Origin of the sequence: Microbacterium sp. LEMMJ01 (assembly GCF_002114135.1) — a bacterium.
GTDB lineage: Bacteria > Actinomycetota > Actinomycetes > Actinomycetales > Microbacteriaceae > Microbacterium.
The window spans coordinates 137,578-154,682 of record NZ_NCTV01000024.1 but is presented as its reverse complement, the minus strand read 5'-3'; the positions used below and the strand labels follow the sequence as shown (position 1 = coordinate 154,682).

The 17,105-nt window shown below is 71.5% G+C and carries 18 protein-coding genes; 10 read left to right on the top strand and 8 right to left on the bottom strand.

Annotated features, from left to right (window positions below):
- Position 1: 1 nt before the first annotated feature.
- Genes B7W94_RS07455 through B7W94_RS07425 form a run of 7 tightly spaced genes read left to right on the top strand, consistent with a single transcriptional unit; the run spans position 2 to position 7,777 of the window.
- Positions 2–973, top strand: a complete 972-nt coding sequence (locus tag B7W94_RS07455; RefSeq protein ID WP_085605638.1) for an ABC transporter permease — start codon at positions 2–4, stop codon at positions 971–973.
- Positions 970–1,857, top strand: a complete 888-nt coding sequence (locus B7W94_RS07450; protein WP_085605636.1) for an ABC transporter permease — start codon at positions 970–972, stop codon at positions 1,855–1,857. The genes B7W94_RS07455 and B7W94_RS07450 overlap by 4 nt, the downstream gene beginning before the upstream one ends.
- Positions 1,854–2,759, top strand: coding sequence for an N-acetylmuramic acid 6-phosphate etherase (murQ, locus tag B7W94_RS07445; RefSeq protein WP_085605635.1), 906 nt, complete (start codon positions 1,854–1,856; stop codon positions 2,757–2,759). Before B7W94_RS07450 ends, murQ begins: the two co-directional genes overlap by 4 nt.
- Positions 2,759–3,949, top strand: coding sequence for an anhydro-N-acetylmuramic acid kinase (locus B7W94_RS07440; protein WP_085605634.1), 1,191 nt, complete (start codon positions 2,759–2,761; stop codon positions 3,947–3,949). The genes murQ and B7W94_RS07440 overlap by 1 nt, the downstream gene beginning before the upstream one ends.
- Complete coding sequence (locus tag B7W94_RS07435; RefSeq protein ID WP_139833282.1) at positions 3,946–5,073, top strand: enolase C-terminal domain-like protein; 1,128 nt, start codon at positions 3,946–3,948, stop codon at positions 5,071–5,073. Before B7W94_RS07440 ends, B7W94_RS07435 begins: the two co-directional genes overlap by 4 nt.
- Positions 5,070–6,149: a serine hydrolase domain-containing protein gene (locus B7W94_RS07430; RefSeq protein WP_085605632.1), complete on the top strand. Its 1,080-nt coding sequence runs from the start codon at positions 5,070–5,072 to the stop codon at positions 6,147–6,149. Before B7W94_RS07435 ends, B7W94_RS07430 begins: the two co-directional genes overlap by 4 nt.
- Positions 6,146–7,777, top strand: coding sequence for an ABC transporter ATP-binding protein (locus tag B7W94_RS07425; protein ID WP_085605630.1), 1,632 nt, complete (start codon positions 6,146–6,148; stop codon positions 7,775–7,777). The genes B7W94_RS07430 and B7W94_RS07425 overlap by 4 nt, the downstream gene beginning before the upstream one ends.
- A 21-nt stretch (positions 7,778–7,798) precedes the next feature.
- Here B7W94_RS07425 and B7W94_RS18085 read toward each other — a convergent pair whose 3' ends face one another.
- The 6 genes from B7W94_RS18085 to B7W94_RS07400 form a co-directional block, all read right to left on the bottom strand.
- On the bottom strand, positions 7,799–7,963 hold the full coding sequence (locus B7W94_RS18085) for a hypothetical protein (RefSeq protein WP_164498178.1): 165 nt from the start codon (positions 7,961–7,963) through the stop codon (positions 7,799–7,801).
- Positions 7,960–8,529 carry a YdeI/OmpD-associated family protein gene (locus tag B7W94_RS07420; protein ID WP_085605628.1) on the bottom strand — a complete coding sequence of 190 codons (570 nt, stop codon included), beginning with the start codon at positions 8,527–8,529 and terminating at the stop codon, positions 7,960–7,962. The genes B7W94_RS18085 and B7W94_RS07420 overlap by 4 nt, the downstream gene beginning before the upstream one ends.
- A 1-nt stretch (position 8,530) precedes the next feature.
- Positions 8,531–9,340: an HAD-IIA family hydrolase gene (locus tag B7W94_RS07415; protein ID WP_025104898.1), complete on the bottom strand. Its 810-nt coding sequence runs from the start codon at positions 9,338–9,340 to the stop codon at positions 8,531–8,533.
- A gap of 95 nt (positions 9,341–9,435) precedes the next feature.
- Complete coding sequence (locus B7W94_RS07410; protein WP_085605626.1) at positions 9,436–10,068, bottom strand: metal-dependent transcriptional regulator; 633 nt, start codon at positions 10,066–10,068, stop codon at positions 9,436–9,438.
- A 44-nt stretch (positions 10,069–10,112) separates the two neighbouring features.
- Entirely contained in the window at positions 10,113–10,412 is a 300-nt protein-coding gene (locus tag B7W94_RS07405) for a hypothetical protein (protein WP_085605624.1), read from the bottom strand.
- A gap of 20 nt (positions 10,413–10,432) precedes the next feature.
- Positions 10,433–11,716, bottom strand: a complete 1,284-nt coding sequence (locus tag B7W94_RS07400; RefSeq protein ID WP_085605622.1) for an Nramp family divalent metal transporter — start codon at positions 11,714–11,716, stop codon at positions 10,433–10,435.
- Between the two features lie 128 nt (positions 11,717–11,844).
- On the opposite strand from B7W94_RS07400, the gene B7W94_RS07395 reads away from it, so the two are divergent.
- The gene (locus B7W94_RS07395) at positions 11,845–12,510 is read left to right on the top strand and encodes a TrmH family RNA methyltransferase (protein ID WP_085605620.1); all 666 of its coding nucleotides are present in this window, start codon (positions 11,845–11,847) and stop codon (positions 12,508–12,510) included.
- Between the two features lie 27 nt (positions 12,511–12,537).
- On the opposite strand, the gene B7W94_RS07390 is transcribed toward B7W94_RS07395, so the two are convergent.
- Positions 12,538–12,906 (bottom strand): hypothetical protein, encoded by a 369-nt coding sequence (locus B7W94_RS07390; protein WP_025104893.1) that lies wholly within the window; start codon positions 12,904–12,906, stop codon positions 12,538–12,540.
- A gap of 110 nt (positions 12,907–13,016) precedes the next feature.
- The gene (locus tag B7W94_RS07385; protein WP_085605618.1) at positions 13,017–14,339 is read right to left on the bottom strand and encodes an MATE family efflux transporter; all 1,323 of its coding nucleotides are present in this window, start codon (positions 14,337–14,339) and stop codon (positions 13,017–13,019) included.
- Positions 14,340–14,433: 94 nt separating this feature from the next.
- Here B7W94_RS07385 and B7W94_RS07380 point away from each other — a divergent pair, with 94 nt between their 5' ends.
- Both B7W94_RS07380 and B7W94_RS07375 read left to right on the top strand, forming a co-directional pair.
- Positions 14,434–14,982, top strand: a complete 549-nt coding sequence (locus tag B7W94_RS07380) for a J-domain-containing protein (RefSeq protein ID WP_085605616.1) — start codon at positions 14,434–14,436, stop codon at positions 14,980–14,982.
- Positions 14,983–15,027: 45 nt separating this feature from the next.
- Positions 15,028–17,013 (top strand): M13 family metallopeptidase, encoded by a 1,986-nt coding sequence (locus tag B7W94_RS07375; protein WP_085605614.1) that lies wholly within the window; start codon positions 15,028–15,030, stop codon positions 17,011–17,013.
- Positions 17,014–17,105: the final 92 nt, after the last annotated feature.

Below are 17,105 nucleotides of genomic sequence, written 5' to 3'. Positions count from 1 at the left end.
CATGTTCAGACAGCTCCTCCGCAACAGCGTGCTGCGACGCATCCTCGCAGCCCTCGGCACCCTCTTCGGCGTCGCCGTCTTCGTCTTCCTGATGCTGCGCGCCATCCCCGGCGACCAGATCAGCTCCGGCCTCGGCACCGAGGCGGCCGCGCTCACTCCGGCGCAGCGTGCCGCGCTCGAGGCGTACTACGGTCTCGACCAGCCGCTCGTCGTGCAGTTCTTCTCCTGGCTCGGCAACATCTTCACCGGCAACCTCGGCTTCTCCTCCCGGGCGCAGACCAGCGTGCTCGAGCTCACCGCCGCCGCGCTGCCGGTCACCTTCGAGCTCGCGATCTTCTCGATCGTCATCGCGCTCGCCATCGGCATCCCGCTCGGCATGCTGTCCGCCTCGAAGCCCGACTCGCTCCGTGACGGCGTCGGTCAGGTCGTCGGCCTCGCCGGCCTCTCGATCCCCGCGTTCCTGCTCGGCACGGCGCTGCTGGCGATCCTCGCGCAGTCCCTCGGCTTCAACCCGAACGGCCAGGGCTACGCGCGGCTCTTCGACGATCCCGCTCTGAACCTCCAGCAGATGCTCCTGCCGTCGATCGTGCTCGGCTTCGGCATCGCCGCGCCGATCATGCGCACCACGCGCACCGCGGTCCTCGAGATCCGTGCCAACGACTTCATCCGCACCGCGAAAGCCAAGGGCGTGCCGCCCCGCCGCCTCCAGGTGCGCCATGTGCTGGGCAACGCGCTGGTCCCCATCGTCACCATGACCGGTCTGCAGTTCGGCTACCTGCTGGGCGGCGCGGTCGTGGTGGAGCAGATCTTCTCGCTCCCCGGCATCGGCCGCCAGGTGCTGCTCGGCATCCAGCAGAAGGAGTACGCGCTCGTGCAGAGCACCGTCCTGGTGATCGCGCTCGCCTTCGTCATCGTCAACCTGCTCACCGACCTGCTCTACCGGGTCATCGATCCCCGGGTGCGTGCCGCATGACCGACATCTCTCAGACCCCGGCCCTCGCTCCCGGCGGCGGGCGCACCATGGAGCGCGTGCGTCTCCTGCTGCGCAGCCGCAGCGGTCTCGCCGGCCTCATCATCGTCGTCCTGCTCGCGGTGCTGAGCCTCGTCTCGGCGTTCGGCCTGCTGCCGTTCGACCCGCTCGCGCAGGACCCGCCGTCCCGGCTGCAGCCGCCGTCCGCGGTGCACTGGTTCGGCACCGACCAGTTCGGCCGCGACGTGTTCTCGCGGGTGGCAGCCGGTGTCGCCAACTCGGCGCTCATCTCCGTGGTCGCCGTGGCGTTCGCGACCGTGGTCGGCACGGTCTGCGGACTCATCGCCGGTTTCTACCGCGGCTTCTCCGACGGGGCGATCACGGCGGTCACCAACGTGCTGTTCGCGTTCCCGCCGCTGCTGCTCGCCCTGTCGCTCGCCTCGGTGTTCGACCGCAACTGGTTCACGATCGCCGTGGCCATCGCGATCGTCTACGTGCCGATCTTCATCCGCGTGACCCGCGGCCCCGTGCTGTCGCTGCGCGAGGTGGAGTACGTCAAGGCGGCCAAGAGCACGGGGCAGAGCCGCATGGCGACCATGTTCCGCCACGTCCTGCCGAACATCACCTCGATCATCATCGTGCAGGTCACGCTCTCCCTCTCGTGGGCGGTGCTCACGGAGGCGTCGCTGAGCTTCCTCGGACTCGGGACTCCGCCGCCCGCGCCCTCGCTCGGCTCCATGATCTTCGAGGCGCGGACCCTCGTGACCATCGCCCCGTGGACGATGATCGCCCCCGGCGTGGTCGTCGTGCTCCTCGTCGTCGGCCTGAACCTGCTGGGCGACGGGCTGCGCGACAGCCTCGACCCGCGGAACCGGGGCAAGCGATGATCGCGGAAGACCTCGGCGCCCTCGCCACCGAGGCGAGCGACCCCCGGTACGCCCGCCTCGATCAGATGAGCGTGGCCGAGCTCGCGCAGACCATGAACGAGGCCGACGCCACCGTGCCCGCGGCCGTGCAGCGCGCCCTCCCGCAGATCGTCCCGGCGATCGAGCAGACGGCCGCGCGCATGGCGCAGGGCGGACGTCTGGTCTACGTCGGCGCAGGCACCCCCGGACGCATCGGCGTGCTCGACGCCTCCGAGTGCCCGCCCACGTTCAGCACCCCGCCGGAGCTGGTGTTCGCGATCATGGCCGGCGGTCCCGGCGCGATCGTGAACCCCGTCGAAGGCGCGGAGGACGACGCGGAGGCGGGTGCCGCGGCCATCGACGCCGCGGACATCGGCCCGCTCGACACCGTGATCGGCATCGCCTCCAGCGGCCGCACGCCGTACGTGGTCGCCGCCGTCCGACGGGCGCGGGAGCGCGGGGCGCTCAGCGTGGGCCTGTCCTGCAACACCGGCACCGCGCTGAGCGCGGTCGCCGAGCACGGCATCGAGGTCGAGGTCGGCCCCGAGGTGCTCGCCGGCTCCACGCGCCTCAAGTCCGGCACGGCGCAGAAGCTCGTCCTGAACATGTTCTCGACCATCGCGATGGTCCGGAACGGCAAGGCCTACGGCAACCTGATGGTCGACGTGAAGGCCACGAACCACAAGCTCCGCGAGCGCGCGATCCGCATGGTGCGGACGATCGCCGACGTCGATCGCGACACGGCGGCCGCCGCGCTGGAGAGCGCAGGGTGGGATGTGAAGCTCGCCACGATCATGATCCGCCGCGGGGAGGACCTCGCCGCGGCCACCGACCGACTCGCGGCGGCCGACGGCCGTCTGCGCACCGCACTGGAGGAGAACTGATGCGCGTCCTGGGACTGATCTCCGGCACCTCGCACGACGGGATCGACGCCGCCGTCGTCGACTTCGCCACCAACGGGGGATTCACGGCGCACGGCGTCGACCTTCGGGGCACGGTGCTCGCGTCCACGAGCGTCCCCTACGATCCCGCGCTGCGGGCACGCCTCATCGCCGCGCTCCCTCCGGCGCAGACCACCCTGGCCGAGGTGGCCGAGCTCGACACCCTCATCGGGCAGGCGTTCGCCGATGTCGCGGCCGATATCGCGACGGAGGTCGGCGGCGTCGACGCGGTGTGCTCGCACGGCCAGACCGTTTACCACTGGGTCGACGGCGCCCACGCCCTCGGCACCCTCCAGATCGGGCAGCCCGCCTGGATCGCCGAGAAGGTCGGTGTGCCCGTCGTCTCCGACATCCGCATCCGCGACATCACGGCGGGCGGCCACGGCGCTCCGCTCGTGTCGTTCCTCGACGAGCTGCTGCTCCGTGGCCGCGCCGGCGTCTCGGCGGCGCTCAACCTCGGCGGCATTTCCAACATGACCGTCGTCCGCCCGGACGGCCTCGTCGCCTACGACATTGGCCCCGCGAACGCCCTGGTCGACGCGGTCATCGTCGCGCACGACCTCAACCCGCTCGGCTATGACGACGATGCGGCGATCGCCCGGACCGGACGGATCGACCAGGCGCTGCTGGACGCCATGCTCGCAGACCCCTACTACGCCCTCACCCCGCCGAAGAGCACGGGCAAGGAGCACTTCCACCTCGCCTACGTGCAGGAGCACCTCGCGGCGCAGGGACGTGAGATCGCGGTCGCCGACGTCGTGCGCACGCTCACCGAGCTCACGGTCCGCACGGTCGCCCGCGACGTCGAGGCCGCCGGGATCGGCTTCCTCGCGGTGTCCGGCGGCGGCTGCCGCAACCCGCTGATCCTGGACGGGCTGCGGACTGCGCTGCCGCAGACCGAGGTCGTCCTGGCCGACGAGCTCGGCGCCCCCGCCGACAGCAAGGAGGCTATCCTCCTCGCGCTCATCGGCTGGTCGACCCTGCACGGCGTCCCCGCCATCGTCCCCGGCGGGACCGGGGCGCGCGAGCCGCGCATCCTCGGCACGATCACGCCCGGCGCCGGTCCGCTGCAGATGCCAGAGCCGGTGGCGGCCATCGACTCCCTCGCCCTCACGGAGGCGGCGGGATCGTGACCGTCGTCGAGCGGATGCGCGTGCTGCGGGTGCCTTCGCCCCTGGCGCGTCCCTTCGTCACGGCCGTCCGTCGCACGGACCACCTCGATGTCGTGCTCGTGGAGGTGACCGACGCCGACGGTCGCCGCGGATACGGGGAGGCCGCGACGAGCTGGCGCGTCACGGGGGAGAGCCCGGAGAGCGTGACGGCCGTGGTCGCCGGTCCCTTCGCCGACGCCGTGCTCGGGCGCTCCGTCGACGACCCCGGGCTGCCGGACGCCCTCGCCGCGGCGGCCTGGGGCAACGCCGCTGCCCGCAGTGCGGTGGCCTGCGGGGTCGCCGACCTCGCCGCGCAGCACCGGGACGAGCCGCTCGCGCAGACGCTCGCCCCGCACGCAGACGCGCCCGCGCGCATCCGTACCGACATGACGCTGTCGGTGGCGGAGCCGGCCGCACTGGCCGCGACCGCGGTCGAGCATGCGGCGGCGGGATTCCGCTGCCTCAAGATCAAGGCGTCCCGCGAACACGACACGGTCGCGGGTCTCCTAGCCGTCCGCTCCGCCGTCGGTGCCGACATCACCCTGCGCGTGGACGCGAACCAGGCGTGGGACGCCGAGACCGCGATCCGCGTCATCCGGGCGGCGGAGGACGCCGGTCTCGGACTCGAACTCGTCGAGCAGCCCGTCGCCGCGCGCGACCTCGATGCGCTGGCCGTGGTGACCGCCGCCGTCGACACGCCGATCATGGCGGACGAGTCGGTCCGCACCGCGCAGGATGTCCGCGACATCGCCGCGCGCGCAGCCGCCGGGCTCGTGAACGTCAAGCTCGCCAAGACCGGCGGGCTCCGCGAGGCGCTCGCGTGCGTGCAGGCCGCCCGTTCCGCCGGACTCGGCGTCATCGTCGGCTGCATGATGGAGTCGCACGTCGGGGTGGCCGCCGCCGCGCACCTCGCCGCCGCCATCGCTCCGGACGTCGTGCACGACCTCGACGCGGCATCGTGGCTGCGCCGGTCGCCGGTGACCGGAGGGCTGACCGCCGACGCGGAGTGGCTCACCCTCGCCGCGGCGGCGGGACTGGGGATCACCGGGATCGCCCCCGATGCCGAGGTGCTGCTCGACCGCTCCCGGACCGGAGCTCTCGTATGAGCGCCGCCGAGGCGATCGCCGCAGTCCTCGCCGGGCCGACCGCGCCGCGCGGAGCCGTCGCCGGTGTCGCCACCCGCATGGGCCGGGACACGGCCGCCGGCGGCCTCGCCGATCTCGCGGGGACGCCGGTCACGACGGACACGGCGTTCGACCTCGCCTCGGTCACTAAGGTCGCCGCCACCACCACCGCGATCCTCCGGCTGGTCTCCCGGGGCGACCTCCGGTTCGACGATCCGGTGGACCGCTTCGTCCCCGGAACCGCCTGCGCCCCCGGGACGACCGTGCGGCACCTGCTCCTGCACCGGGCGGGGCTCTGGGAGTGGCAGCCGCTCTACCTCGACGGTACGAACGACGGCGCGGCCGCCGCCGACACTCTCCCGCTCCGCTACGGCGTGGACGAAGGACGGCACTATTCCGACCTGGGCTTCCTGATCCTCGGACGGATCATCGCCGCCGCGACCGGCCTCCCCCTCGACGCCGCCGTGCGCGAGCTCGTGACCGGGCCCCTCGGTCTCACGCGCACGGGCTACGGGCCCGTCTCCGGTCCGGTCGCGTCATCCGCGGGCGACGGGGATGCCGCCGAGCGACGCATGGTCGCCACCGGCACGCCCTACCCGATCCTCACCTCTCGCCGGCACTTCCCCTGGCGTGAGGGGGAGATCACCGGGGTCGCCAACGACGGCAACTGCTTCCACGCCCTGCACGGCGTCTCCGGGCACGCCGGCCTGTTCGGCACGGTCGACGAGCTGCTGACCCTCGGCGTCGCGCTCGCCGCCCCCGAGACGCACCCCGAGCTGTGGGATCCGGCGCTCGTGGCCGAGCTGTTCCGCGACGGCCCCGACCCCGGGCAGGCCCTCGGCTGGCGCAGCGACACCGTGACGGCGGACGGGCGCTCGACCCGGGTGCTCTGGCATCCCGGCTACACCGGATGCGCGCTGGGCGTGGTCCCCGCCACCGGAACCGCCGTCGTCCTCCTCGCGAACCGGCTGTTCGCCGACGAGATCGCCCCCACCGAGACCCTGTGGCGCGCAGCGCTGCCCGCACTCCTGGACCCCGAAGGAACGAGTACCCCATGAGCACCACTCCGCCCGTGCTGAGCATCGACGGCCTCGCGGTCGCCTTCCGGACCGGCTCCGAGCTGGTCACCGCCATCAGCGACATCTCGATCGACATCGCCGCCGGGGAGACGGTCGCCGTGGTCGGCGAGTCCGGCTCCGGGAAGTCCACCACGGCGGCCGCGGTCAACCGCCTGCTGCCGGAGAACGGCGTCATCACGGCGGGCAGCATCCGCTTCGACGGACGCGAGCTCACCGACCTCCCCGAGAACGCGATGGTGTCGCTCCGCGGGGCCGGCATCGGCCTCGTGCCGCAGGATCCGATGTCGAACCTCAACCCCCTCCTGCGCGTGGGTGAGCAGATCGGGGAGGCGCTCGAGGTCCACGGGTACACGAGCGGCGAGGCGACGAAGGCCCGTGTGGTCGAGCTGCTGGAGATGGTCGGGATCCCCGACGCCGCCCGCCGCGCGACCCAGTACCCGCACGAGTTCTCCGGGGGCATGCGGCAGCGGGTGCTCATCGCGATGGGGCTCGCCTGCAAGCCGCGGCTGCTCATCGCCGACGAGCCCACGTCGGCGCTCGACGTCACCGTGCAGCGGCGGATCCTCGACCAGCTCGACCAGCTGACCGACGAACTGGGCACCGCGGTGTTCCTCATCACCCACGACCTCGCCCTCGCCGCGGAGCGCGCCGACCGGATCGTCGTGATGTTCCGTGGCCACGTCGTCGAGGAGGGGACATCGGCGGAGGTTCTCGGGAACCCGCAGCACGAGTACACCCGGCAGCTGCTCGCGGCCGCGCCGAGCCTCGCGTCCCGCCGCGACGCCCTGCCGGCGCGCGAGGTCGCGGCCGACGCCGTGCCCTTCGTCGAGATCCGGGACCTGCGCAAGGAGTTCCCCCTCCGGAACGCGAAGGCCGGGGAGCCGCAGACCTTCACGGCGGTCGACGGCGTGAGCTTCTCGATCCGCCGCGGCACGACCGTGTCCATCGTGGGCGAGTCGGGCTCGGGCAAGTCCACGACGGCGAACATGGTGCTCGGTCTGGAGGACGCGACCTCCGGGTCCATCCTCTTCGACGGCACCGACCTCACGACCCTCCGCCGCACGGAGCTCTTCGCCCTGCGCCGTCGCGTGCAGCCCGTGTTCCAGAACCCCTACGCCTCGCTCGACCCGCGGTACACCGTGGAGCAGTCGATCGCCGAGCCGCTGCGCGTGCACCGGATCGGCACCGCCGCTTCCCGGCACGCCCGCGTCCTGGAGCTCCTGGAGCAGGTCGCCCTGCCCGCGGCCATGGCCGAGCGGCTGCCGCACGAGCTCTCCGGCGGACAGCGGCAGCGCGTCGCGATCGCCCGCGCCCTGGCCCTGGAGCCCGAGCTCGTCGTGCTGGACGAGGCGGTCTCCGCGCTCGACGTGCTGGTGCAGGCACAGATCCTCGACCTCCTCGCCGACCTGCAGAAGCGCCTCGGGCTCAGCTACCTCTTCATCAGCCACGACCTGGCCGTCGTGCGCATGATCTCCGACGAGGTGCACGTGATGCAGCGCGGCGTCGTGGTCGAGAGCGGCACCCCGGAGAGCATCTTCGACACGCCGCAGCATCCGTACACCCGGGAGCTGCTCGCCGCGATCCCCGGGGCGTCGCTCGCCTCCTGAGACCTCCAGGCGGCCGTCGGCTCAGCGCCGGCGGTCGTCGTCGTCCCAGGGGCCTTCCCACCAGCCGGCACGGCCGTCGTCCTCGCCGCCGCGGCGGCGGGAGCGCACGAACTGCACCACGAACACGACCAGCGACGTGAGCATGATGAGGAACAGGACGAGGAACAGCAGGTCGCTCTGGTTCATGGACGCTTCCCCTCCGCGGCATCCGCCACGATCTTCGCGATGCGCGCGGCCTTGGTCTCCGGCCGCTTGGCCATCGCGATGTGCGTGAGGCCGAACTTCTTCACCGACTTCGGGAACGCATCCCAGCTCGCCCTCGCCGCGGGCACCGCGTCGAGGGCGGCCGCGAGCTCCGGAGGCTCGATGCCGGCCTCGGGGCCGTCGAGCACGGTCCACGAACCGTTCGCCTTCGCCGTCTCCAGCGCCCGGATGCCGGCCGGAGCGAGGAGCCCCGCGGCCTCCAGCTCCGCGATGCGGGCCTTGTTCGTCGCCGCCCAGCCGCTACCAGGGCGTCGAGGGGAGAACCACTGGCCACCGGTCTCGTCGTCGAACGTGCGCACCGGGCCGTCGATCCATCCGAAGCACAGCGCCTGCCGGACGGCGTCCTCGTAGCCGACTCCGGTTGCGGATCGCCCGCGCACGCTCAGCAGCCACACCCCGGCCGTGCGTTCGTGGTTCGCCTCGAGCCAGGCGCGCCAGGCCGCGGCGTCCGCCGCCGTGACCCGCTCGCCGTCGTCGAGGGCGCCCACGTCAGTCCTCGTCGAGGGTGGGGATCGAGTCGGTGATGGTCGGCAGCAGGTCGGCGACCGAGTCGACGATCTCGTCCGGGCGGAAGGGGTACTGCTCGATGATCCGCTGGTCGCTGATGCCGGTGAGCACGAGCACCGTGTGCAAACCCGCCTCGATGCCGGCGACGATGTCCGTGTCCATCCGGTCGCCGATCATGCCGGTCTTCTTCGAGTGCGCGCCGATCTTGTTCAGGGCCGAACGGAACATCATCGGATTGGGCTTGCCGACGACGTAGGGCTCCTTGCCGGTGGCCTTGGTGATGAGGGCGGCGATCGCACCCGTGGCCGGCAGCACCCCGTCGGCGCTCGGGCCGGTGGCGTCCGGGTTGGTCACGATGAAGCGCGAGCCGTTGATGATGTGGCGGATGGCCTTCGTGATGGCCTCGAACGAGTAGTTGCGGGTCTCGCCGACGACGACGAAGTCGGGGTTCGTCTCGGTCATGATGAAGCCGGCCTCGTGCAGCGCGGTGAGGATGCCGGCCTCGCCGATGACGAAGGCGGAGCCGCCCGGGAGCTGCTGCGCGAGGAAGTCGGCGGTCGCGAGCGCCGAGGTCCAGATGCGCTCCTCCGGCACGATCAGGCCGCTCGCACGGAGGCGGGCCGAGAGGTCGCGGGCGGTGAAGATCGAGTTGTTCGTGAGCACGAGGTACGGGATCTCGTTGCGCTCCCATCCGGCGAGGAGTTCGGAGGCCCCGGGGATGGCGTCGTTCTCATGGACGAGCACGCCGTCCATGTCGGTGAGCCAGCATTCGATGTCGTCACGGTGTGCCATGTGCTCAGCCTAGAGGCCCCACCTTTCCTTTCGAATCGCCTGATTGGCCCCATCCCCGGCCGATGTGCCGCAAAGTGCGCGATTCGAAGCCGGGGTCAGGCCGACAACCACACCACGTCGCGGGCGGCGGGGGGCAGCGGCGGCTCGGTGCCGTCGAGGGCGATGCCGGACGGGGTCACCGTCACGGTCGTCCCGACGACGACCCCGTGGGAGTCGAGGGTCCGCAGGAGCTCCGGGTCGCGGTCGTCGACGCGCAGCACGCGGCCGGTGTGTCCGTCCGGGGCGTCGGCGAGCAGGACGAAGGGCTCCCGTTCGATGCGGCCCTCCGCGTCCGGGATGGCGTCTCCGTGAGGGTCGAAGCGCGGCCGCCCCAGGCGCTCGTCGATGCCCTCGAGCAGCCGGTCGCTGATGGTGTGCTCCAAGACCTCGGCCTCGTCGTGCACCTCATCCCATCCGTACCCGAACTCCTGCACGAGCCAGGTCTCGATGAGGCGGTGGCGGCGGACCATCGCGAGGGCCCGGGTGGTCCCCGCGTCCGTCAGCCGGACCGCTCCGTAGGGCACGTGCGACACGAGTCCCGCCGCGGCGAGCTTCTTCACCATCTCCGTGACCGACGACGGGGCGATGCCGAGCTTGGCCGCCAGGACCGAGGGGGTGATCGGCGCATCCTGCCACTCGGTGTGCGCGTAGACGGTCTTCAGGTAGTCGTCAGCTGCCGGGGATGCCACCCCACCACTCTACGTGTCCGGGTCGGCCGGCCTCGCGGCCTGAGTCAGGCGCCCGCGGAGCCGAGCAGGATCACGGTCGCCTGCCCCGCGAAGAAGAGCACGAGGAATCCCAGGAGGGCGGCGGCGAGCGAGAGGCGCCCGTCGAAGCCCTCCACCTCGGCGATGCCCACCTTGCGGGCACGGAAGGCGAAGATCAGGGTCGCGACGCCGAGGGCGAGCTGGACCCACGGGCTGGCGGGGCCGATGACCTTCGGGAACGCGATGAGCAGACCGCCGATGACGCCGGTCGCGAAGCCGCTCCAGGTGAGGAGGCGGACGGTGCGACGGGAGGAGTCTGCAGACATGATGTCGAGCCTATCCGGCGTCATGCCCCCGTCAGCACCAGCCAGAGCAGGGCGCCGTTCAGGGCGATGAGGAGCACGGAGGCCACGACCCCGGCGACCGTCGTCCACGGCCGGTTGACCCAGGCGCCGAGCGTGCGGCGCTGCGCGGTGAGGGCGACGAGCGGGATCAGCGCGAACGGGATGCCGAACGACAGCACGACTTGGCTGAGGACGAGGGCGAGCGTGGGGTCCACCCCGATGCCGAGGATCACCAGCGCGGGGATGAGCGTCACCAGTCGGCGGGCCAGCAGGGGGATGCGCACGTGCAGGAGGCCGTGCATGATCTCGGCGCCCGCGTACGCGCCGACGGAGGTCGAGGCGAGACCCGAGGCGAGCAGTCCCACGGCGAAGAAGGTCGCCACGACCGGGCCGAGGCCTGCGGCGAGGGCGGCGTGCGCCCCCTCCAGCGAGTCGGTGCCCGCGACGCCCGCGAGGTTCGCCGCCGCGAGCAGGAGGATGCCGAGGTTCACCGAGCCCGCGATGACCATCGCGATCGTCACATCCCAGCGCGTCGCCGTGAGCAGGCGGCGGATCCGCGAGGTCTCGATCCGGGCCGCCTCCTCGGTTGTCTCGGCACTCGTCGCACCGAACCGGTCGCGGGCCAGAGAGGAGTGCGCGTAGATCGCGTGCGGCATGATCGTCGCGCCGAGGATCGAGGCGGCGAGGAGCACGGACCCCGTGTCCTCGAAGCGCGGCACGAGGCCGCTCACGACGCCGGCCGGGTCGGGTGGCGCGAGGAACAGGCCGGCCATGAAGCCGATCGTGATCACGAACATGAGGCCGATGATCACGAACTCGAACGGTCGGGCGCCGCGACGGTTCTGCACCGCGAGCAGGACCATGGACACGGCCCCGGTGATGAGGCCGCCCCACAGCAGCGGCACGCCGAAGAGAAGGTTCAGGGCGACGGCGCCGCCGATGACCTCGGCGAGGTCCGTCGCCATCGCGACCAGCTCCGCCTGGAGCCAGTAGGCGCGGCGGGCCCAGGGGCGGCGCAGCCGCTGGCCCAGCACCTCCGGGAGGCTCTGGCCGGTGACGACGCCGAGCTTCGCGGACAGGTACTGGATCAGCCAGGCCATCACGTTGCCGGCGACGACCACCCACACGAGCAGATAGCCGTACTGCGCCCCCGCCGTCATGTTGCTGGCGACGTTGCCCGGGTCGAGATAGGCCACGCCCGCCACCAGCGCCGGTCCCAGCAGCCACAGCAGGCGCGGCGAAGCGGTGCGAGCAGGGATCACGGAGGCGGCGGAATTTTTAGGCACACCGAAACCGTAGCGTATTTTTCGGTGTACCTAAATATCGTGTCGTGATGGCCGGAACTCCTTCGACGATGGGGTGCCGGCTCCTCCGCCCGACGGCGACCAGGCGGAGGCGGCGATAGCCTGGCGGGATGGAAGCGCAGCGCCCCGAGAGCACGGAACCGACCGCCCCCGGGGGGTCCTCGGCGCAGCCCGGATACGGCGTCGGCCCCTGGCCCGGAGGGCCGTCGGCCTGGCCCGAGGGAGAGCAGTACGATCCCGAGCTCCTCGCGCACGGCGACACGCGAAACGTCATCGACCGCTATCGCTACTGGCGCATGGAGGCGATCGTCGCTGATCTCGATACGCGGCGTCATCCGTTCCACGTCGCGATCGAGAACTGGCAGCACGACATGAACATCGGTTCCATCGTGCGCAGCGCCAACGCGTTCCTCGCCGATACGGTGCACATCATCGGCCGCCGTCGCTGGAACAAGCGCGGCGCCATGGTGACCGACCGCTACCAGCACGTCGTGCACCACGAGGACATCGCGACCTTCGCCGCCTGGGCGGCCGCAGAGGGTCTGCCCGTCATCGCGATCGACAACGTCGACGGGGCCGTGCCGGTGGACCGCGCCGACCTGCCGCGCTCGTGCGTGCTCCTCTTCGGTCAGGAGGGGCCGGGGCTGTCGCCGGAGGCACTGGCTGCCGCCTCCGGTCACATCGAGATCACGCAGTACGGCTCGACCCGATCGATCAACGCGAGTGCCGCCGCCGCCGTCATCATGTACGAGTGGTGTCGTCGCCACGCGGAGTGAGCACGACGAGCGGTCGTACCTGCTTCGTCAGGCCGGATCGATGCCGAAAAGGTGCCGCGAGATCGCGCTGACGTCGCGGTCGAGGCCGTCCATGCGCCGGCTCAGACCGTGCACCTCCTTCCGGAGATCCCCGATCTCGGCTTTCACGCCGACGATCTCGCCCCTGATCCCGACGATCTCGCCCTTGATCCCGCCGATCTCGCCCTTGATCCCGCCGATCTCGCCCTTGATCCCGCCGATCTCCGTGTGGATCCCGCCGATCTCCGTGCGGACCGTGCCGATCTCCGTCTTGATGATCCTCACGAACATCGTCGCCATGAGCGTGATCGTGGCGTACATGCCCGAGGCGAGAACCCCGATCGTCGTCCATACCTGCGCGTCGTTCATCCCCAGCATCCCTTCAGTGTCGCTCCATGCTGGACCGGAGCGACAGAGTGGCGGGGCGCTGTATTCCGCTGTGCCCGGCGGCGGGGGATAAGTCGTTCTTCGGGTCGCCTGTGGAGGAGCTACGCCGGCGCGGCGAGCCATCGCCCGGAGCGCACTCGCCACCCCAGCGTCGCCAGCCGTGCGAGCAGGTACACCCCGAAGAACGCGACGGCGAGCCATACGAGGCCGGCGGTGCCGTCGACCCCCGTCGCGGCGATGATCGCCAGAGTGGGCAGGAACGGGACGAGGTTCAGACCGCCCGCGATCGCCAGGTACCGGGCGTCGTTCGCTCCCATGAGCACTCCGTCGAGCACGAACACCACGCCCGCGACCGGCTGCGCCACCGCGAGCACGAGCAGGGCCGGCTGCACCATCTCTGCCACGCCCTGATCGCCGGTGAAGACGATGCCGAGCACCCCGGAGAGGGCGGCGATGACGGCGCCGACCACGACGCCGAACCACGCTCCCCACGCGACCGTCCGCGCCAGCACTCGGCGCACCTGCTCCTCGTCACCGGCGCCCAGCTCCTTGCCGATCAGCGCCTGCGCGGCGATCGCGAGCGCGTCGAGGGCGAAGGCCGCCGCCGAGAAGATGGTGAACACGATCTGCCACCCGGCGAGCTCCTCGGTGCCGATCCCGGTCGCCACGGCCACGGTCGCGAGCAGGGCGACGCGCAGGCTCACGGTGCGGAGGAACAGCCAGCCGCCCGACGTCGCGGTGTGGCGCAGGCCCTCCCGCTGGGCGCGCAACGAGGCGCTGTGCCGGGTCGCCAGGCGCCGGACTACGAGCGCGTACGCCGCGACCATGCCCCATTGCGCCGTCACCGTACCTGCCGCGGAGCCGGCGATGCCCCAGCCGAGGCCGTAGATGAAGAGCCAGTTCAGCAGGGCGTTCGCCGCGAAGCCGAGCCCCGCGATCCACAGTGGGGTCATGGTGTCCTGCATCCCGCGCAGCAGCCCGGTGGCGGCGAACACGATGAGCATCGCCGGGAGCCCCCACATCGAGATCACGAGGTACTCGTTCGCCTGTGCCGCGACCTCCGCGCTCGCGCCGAACAGGGAGACGAGCCAGGGCGACGAGACGGCGCCGACGACGGCGAGCACGGCACCAAGGCCGAGCGCGAGCCACATGCCGTTGATCCCGACCGAGACCGCCTCTCCCGGACGCCCGGCCCCGAATCGTCGCGCGACCGCGGGGGTCGTGGAGTACGCGAGGAACACCATGAGGCCGACGATCGTCTGCAGCACGGCTCCGGCGATGCCGAGCCCGGCGAGGGGGACGGTGCCGAGATGGCCGACGAGGGCGGCGTCGACGATGAGGAAGGCCGGCTCCGCGATGAGCGCGCCGAGGGCGGGGACCGCCAGGCGCAGGATCTCGCGGTTCAGGGAGGTGCGGGCGGCCATCCTCCGAGCCTATGACCTGTCGTCGACACCCGAGACCGCCGGCCTCGACCGGACGTAGGGTGAAGGAGGAGATCCCAGCGGACGGAGGCGCACCATGACGGATCCCCGGGAGGCGGCCGCGCGCTATCGAGCGCGGCAGCAGCAGGGCGATGCTGCCCCCGACGAGGCGGACACCGCCGCGCCGCCCGGTGCCGCGGCCGCGGTGGACCGCGCCGCCTTCATCGAATCCGCCATCCAGGTCGCCATCCGTCGCGGCGACTTCGACGATCTGCCGGGAGCCGGGAAGCCGCTCGAAGGTCTCGGCGACCACCACGACCCGGACTGGTGGATCCGCCGGAAGATCGAGACCGAGGGCCTGACCGGGCTCGGCCCTCCCGCCATCCTCCTGCGCACGGAGGACCGCGAGCTCGACGGGCAGCTCGACCTCCTCGGTCGCGAGTCCGACGTGCGCGAGCTGCTCGAGGACTTCAACCGGCGTGTGCGCGAGGCCCGACGCCAGCTCCAGGGCGGACCTCCCGTCGTGACCCCGCTGCGCGACGTCGACGCCGAGGTCGTCGCGTGGGCGGAACGCCGGGCCGCGCGGACACCGCTGCCCGAGACGTCGCCGCGGCGCCGACGCTTCGGGCGCCGACGCCGGGACTGAGGTCTTCTGGACACCGTGGGGGACCCCGGCCATAGGCTGGAGCGCATGACCGACGTGCTTCCCGCGGGCCTCGCGCTCGACGACCTCAGCCCCGACATCCGCCCGCAGGACGACCTGTATCGCCACGTGAACGGCGCCTGGATCGCTCGCACCGAGATCCCCGGGGACAAGGCGCGCTGGGGCTCCTTCCATCTGCTGGCCGAGCAGGCCGAGAAGGACGTCCGTGCGATCGTCGAGGAGTCGCAGGAGGCGGAGGAGGGCACCCTCGCCCGCAAGATCGGCGACCTCTTCGCGAGCTTCATGGACACCGACCGCATCGCCGCCGCCGGCGTGACCCCGCTGGCCGAGACGTTCGCCGAGATCGACGCGATCGACGGCATCCCGGCCTTCCTGCGCACCGTGGGCACCTACGACCGGGAGGGCCGGGCGGCGGTGATCGGCCTCTATGTCGACGGCGACCCCGGGAACCCGGAGCGCTACCTCCCGGTGCTCGTGCAGGCCGGGCTCTCGCTGCCGGACGAGAGCTACTTCCGTCTCGACACCTTCGCGGAGACCCGCGCGGCGTACCGGGAGCACCTGGAGCGCCTGCTCTCGCTCGCCGGCGTGACCGATGCCGCCGCGCAGGCCGAGCGCTCCATCGCGCTGGAGACCGAGCTCGCCGGACACCACTGGGACAACGTGCGCAGCCGTGACGCGGTGGCGACCTACAACCTCAAGACGTGGGACGAGCTGCAGGAGCTCGCCGGCGTCGACCTCAGTCCGTGGCGCGAAGCCGTGACGCCGACGAACCCGCAGGCGTTCGACGAGGTCGTCGTCGCGCAGCCGAGCTTCTTCGAGGGGCTGGGCGCTCTGCTCACTCCCGAGCGGCTGGACGACTGGAAGGCCTGGCTGCGTGCGAAGGTCGTCCACGCGGCGGCGCCCTACCTCACCGACGAGCTCGTGCAGGAGAACTTCTCGTTCTACGGCACCCAGCTCACCGGCGTCCCCACGATCCGCGAGCGCTGGAAGCGCGGCGTCTCCGTCGCCGAAGGGGCCCTGGGCGAGGCGATCGGCAAGGTCTACGTCGAGCGGCACTACCCGCCGACGGCGAAGGCGGCCATGGACGAGCTCGTCGCGAACCTCGTCGAGGCCTATCGGCAGAGCATCGAGACCCTGGAGTGGATGACCGCGGAGACCCGGCAGCGGGCGCTGGCGAAGCTGGACGCGTTCACCCCGAAGATCGGGCACCCCGAGGTGTGGCGTGACTACTCGGCCCTCGTGATCGACCGGACCGATCTCCTCGGCAACGTGCGCCGCGCGGCGATCTTCGAGCACGACCGCAACATCGACAAAGTCGGGAAGCCGATCGACCGCACCGAGTGGCACATGCCGCCGCAGATGGTGAACGCGTACTACAACCCCTCGATGAACGAGATCGTCTTCCCCGCAGCCATCCTCCAGTACCCGTTCTTCGACGCCGGACGGGACGCGGCCGCGAACTACGGCGGGATCGGCGCGGTCATCGGGCATGAGATCGGCCACGGTTTCGACGATCAGGGCAGCCGATACGACGGCGAGGGGCGCCTGCAGGACTGGTGGACCGACGCGGATCGCGCGGCCTTCGAGGAGCGCACGAAGGCGCTCATCGCGCAGTACGACGCCCTCGTGCCGGAGGGGCTGGACGCCGAGCATCACGTGAACGGCGCCCTCACCATCGGTGAGAACATCGGCGATCTGGGCGGCCTCGGGATCGCGCTGAAGGCGTACGAGCTGTCGCTGCGGGCCGATCCGTCGGTGCCGGAGCCCGTCGAAGGGCCGGTCATCGACGGCTACACCGGCGTGCAGCGGCTGCTCCTGTCCTGGGCACAGGTCTGGCAGCAGAAGAGCCGTGAGGCCGAGACGCTGCGCCTGCTGACGATCGACCCGCACTCGCCCAACGAGTTCCGGTGCAACCAGATCGTCCGCAACATCGATGCGTTCTACGACGCCTTCGGCGTCACCGAGAAGGATGCCCTCTGGCTGCCGGAGTCGTCCCGTGTGACCATCTGGTGACGAACCTCCGGACTCTGTGAGGCACGCTCCGGCGGTGGGGTTACGATAGCCCTGCCGCCGGGCGCCCCTTCCCGGATGTGCAGTATCCCTCC

Excerpts from the sequence above, each read along its gene's own strand:
- B7W94_RS07440 (WP_085605634.1), top strand. The coding sequence starts at position 2,759 with ATGCGCGTCCTGGGACTGATCTCCGGCACCTCGCACGACGGGATCGAC.
- B7W94_RS07455 (WP_085605638.1), top strand. The coding sequence starts at position 2 with ATGTTCAGACAGCTCCTCCGCAACAGCGTGCTGCGACGCATCCTCGCA.
- B7W94_RS07385 (WP_085605618.1), bottom strand. The coding sequence starts at position 14,339 with ATGGCCGCCCGCACCTCCCTGAACCGCGAGATCCTGCGCCTGGCGGTC.
- B7W94_RS07430 (WP_085605632.1), top strand. The coding sequence starts at position 5,070 with ATGAGCGCCGCCGAGGCGATCGCCGCAGTCCTCGCCGGGCCGACCGCG.
- B7W94_RS07405 (WP_085605624.1), bottom strand. The coding sequence starts at position 10,412 with ATGTCTGCAGACTCCTCCCGTCGCACCGTCCGCCTCCTCACCTGGAGC.
- B7W94_RS07375 (WP_085605614.1), top strand. The coding sequence starts at position 15,028 with ATGACCGACGTGCTTCCCGCGGGCCTCGCGCTCGACGACCTCAGCCCC.
- B7W94_RS07390 (WP_025104893.1), bottom strand. The coding sequence starts at position 12,906 with ATGCTGGGGATGAACGACGCGCAGGTATGGACGACGATCGGGGTTCTC.
- B7W94_RS07395 (WP_085605620.1), top strand. The coding sequence starts at position 11,845 with ATGGAAGCGCAGCGCCCCGAGAGCACGGAACCGACCGCCCCCGGGGGG.
- B7W94_RS07380 (WP_085605616.1), top strand. The coding sequence starts at position 14,434 with ATGACGGATCCCCGGGAGGCGGCCGCGCGCTATCGAGCGCGGCAGCAG.
- B7W94_RS07450 (WP_085605636.1), top strand. The coding sequence starts at position 970 with ATGACCGACATCTCTCAGACCCCGGCCCTCGCTCCCGGCGGCGGGCGC.
- B7W94_RS07415 (WP_025104898.1), bottom strand. The coding sequence starts at position 9,340 with ATGGCACACCGTGACGACATCGAATGCTGGCTCACCGACATGGACGGC.
- B7W94_RS07425 (WP_085605630.1), top strand. The coding sequence starts at position 6,146 with ATGAGCACCACTCCGCCCGTGCTGAGCATCGACGGCCTCGCGGTCGCC.
- murQ (WP_085605635.1), top strand. The coding sequence starts at position 1,854 with ATGATCGCGGAAGACCTCGGCGCCCTCGCCACCGAGGCGAGCGACCCC.
- B7W94_RS18085 (WP_164498178.1), bottom strand. The coding sequence starts at position 7,963 with ATGAACCAGAGCGACCTGCTGTTCCTCGTCCTGTTCCTCATCATGCTC.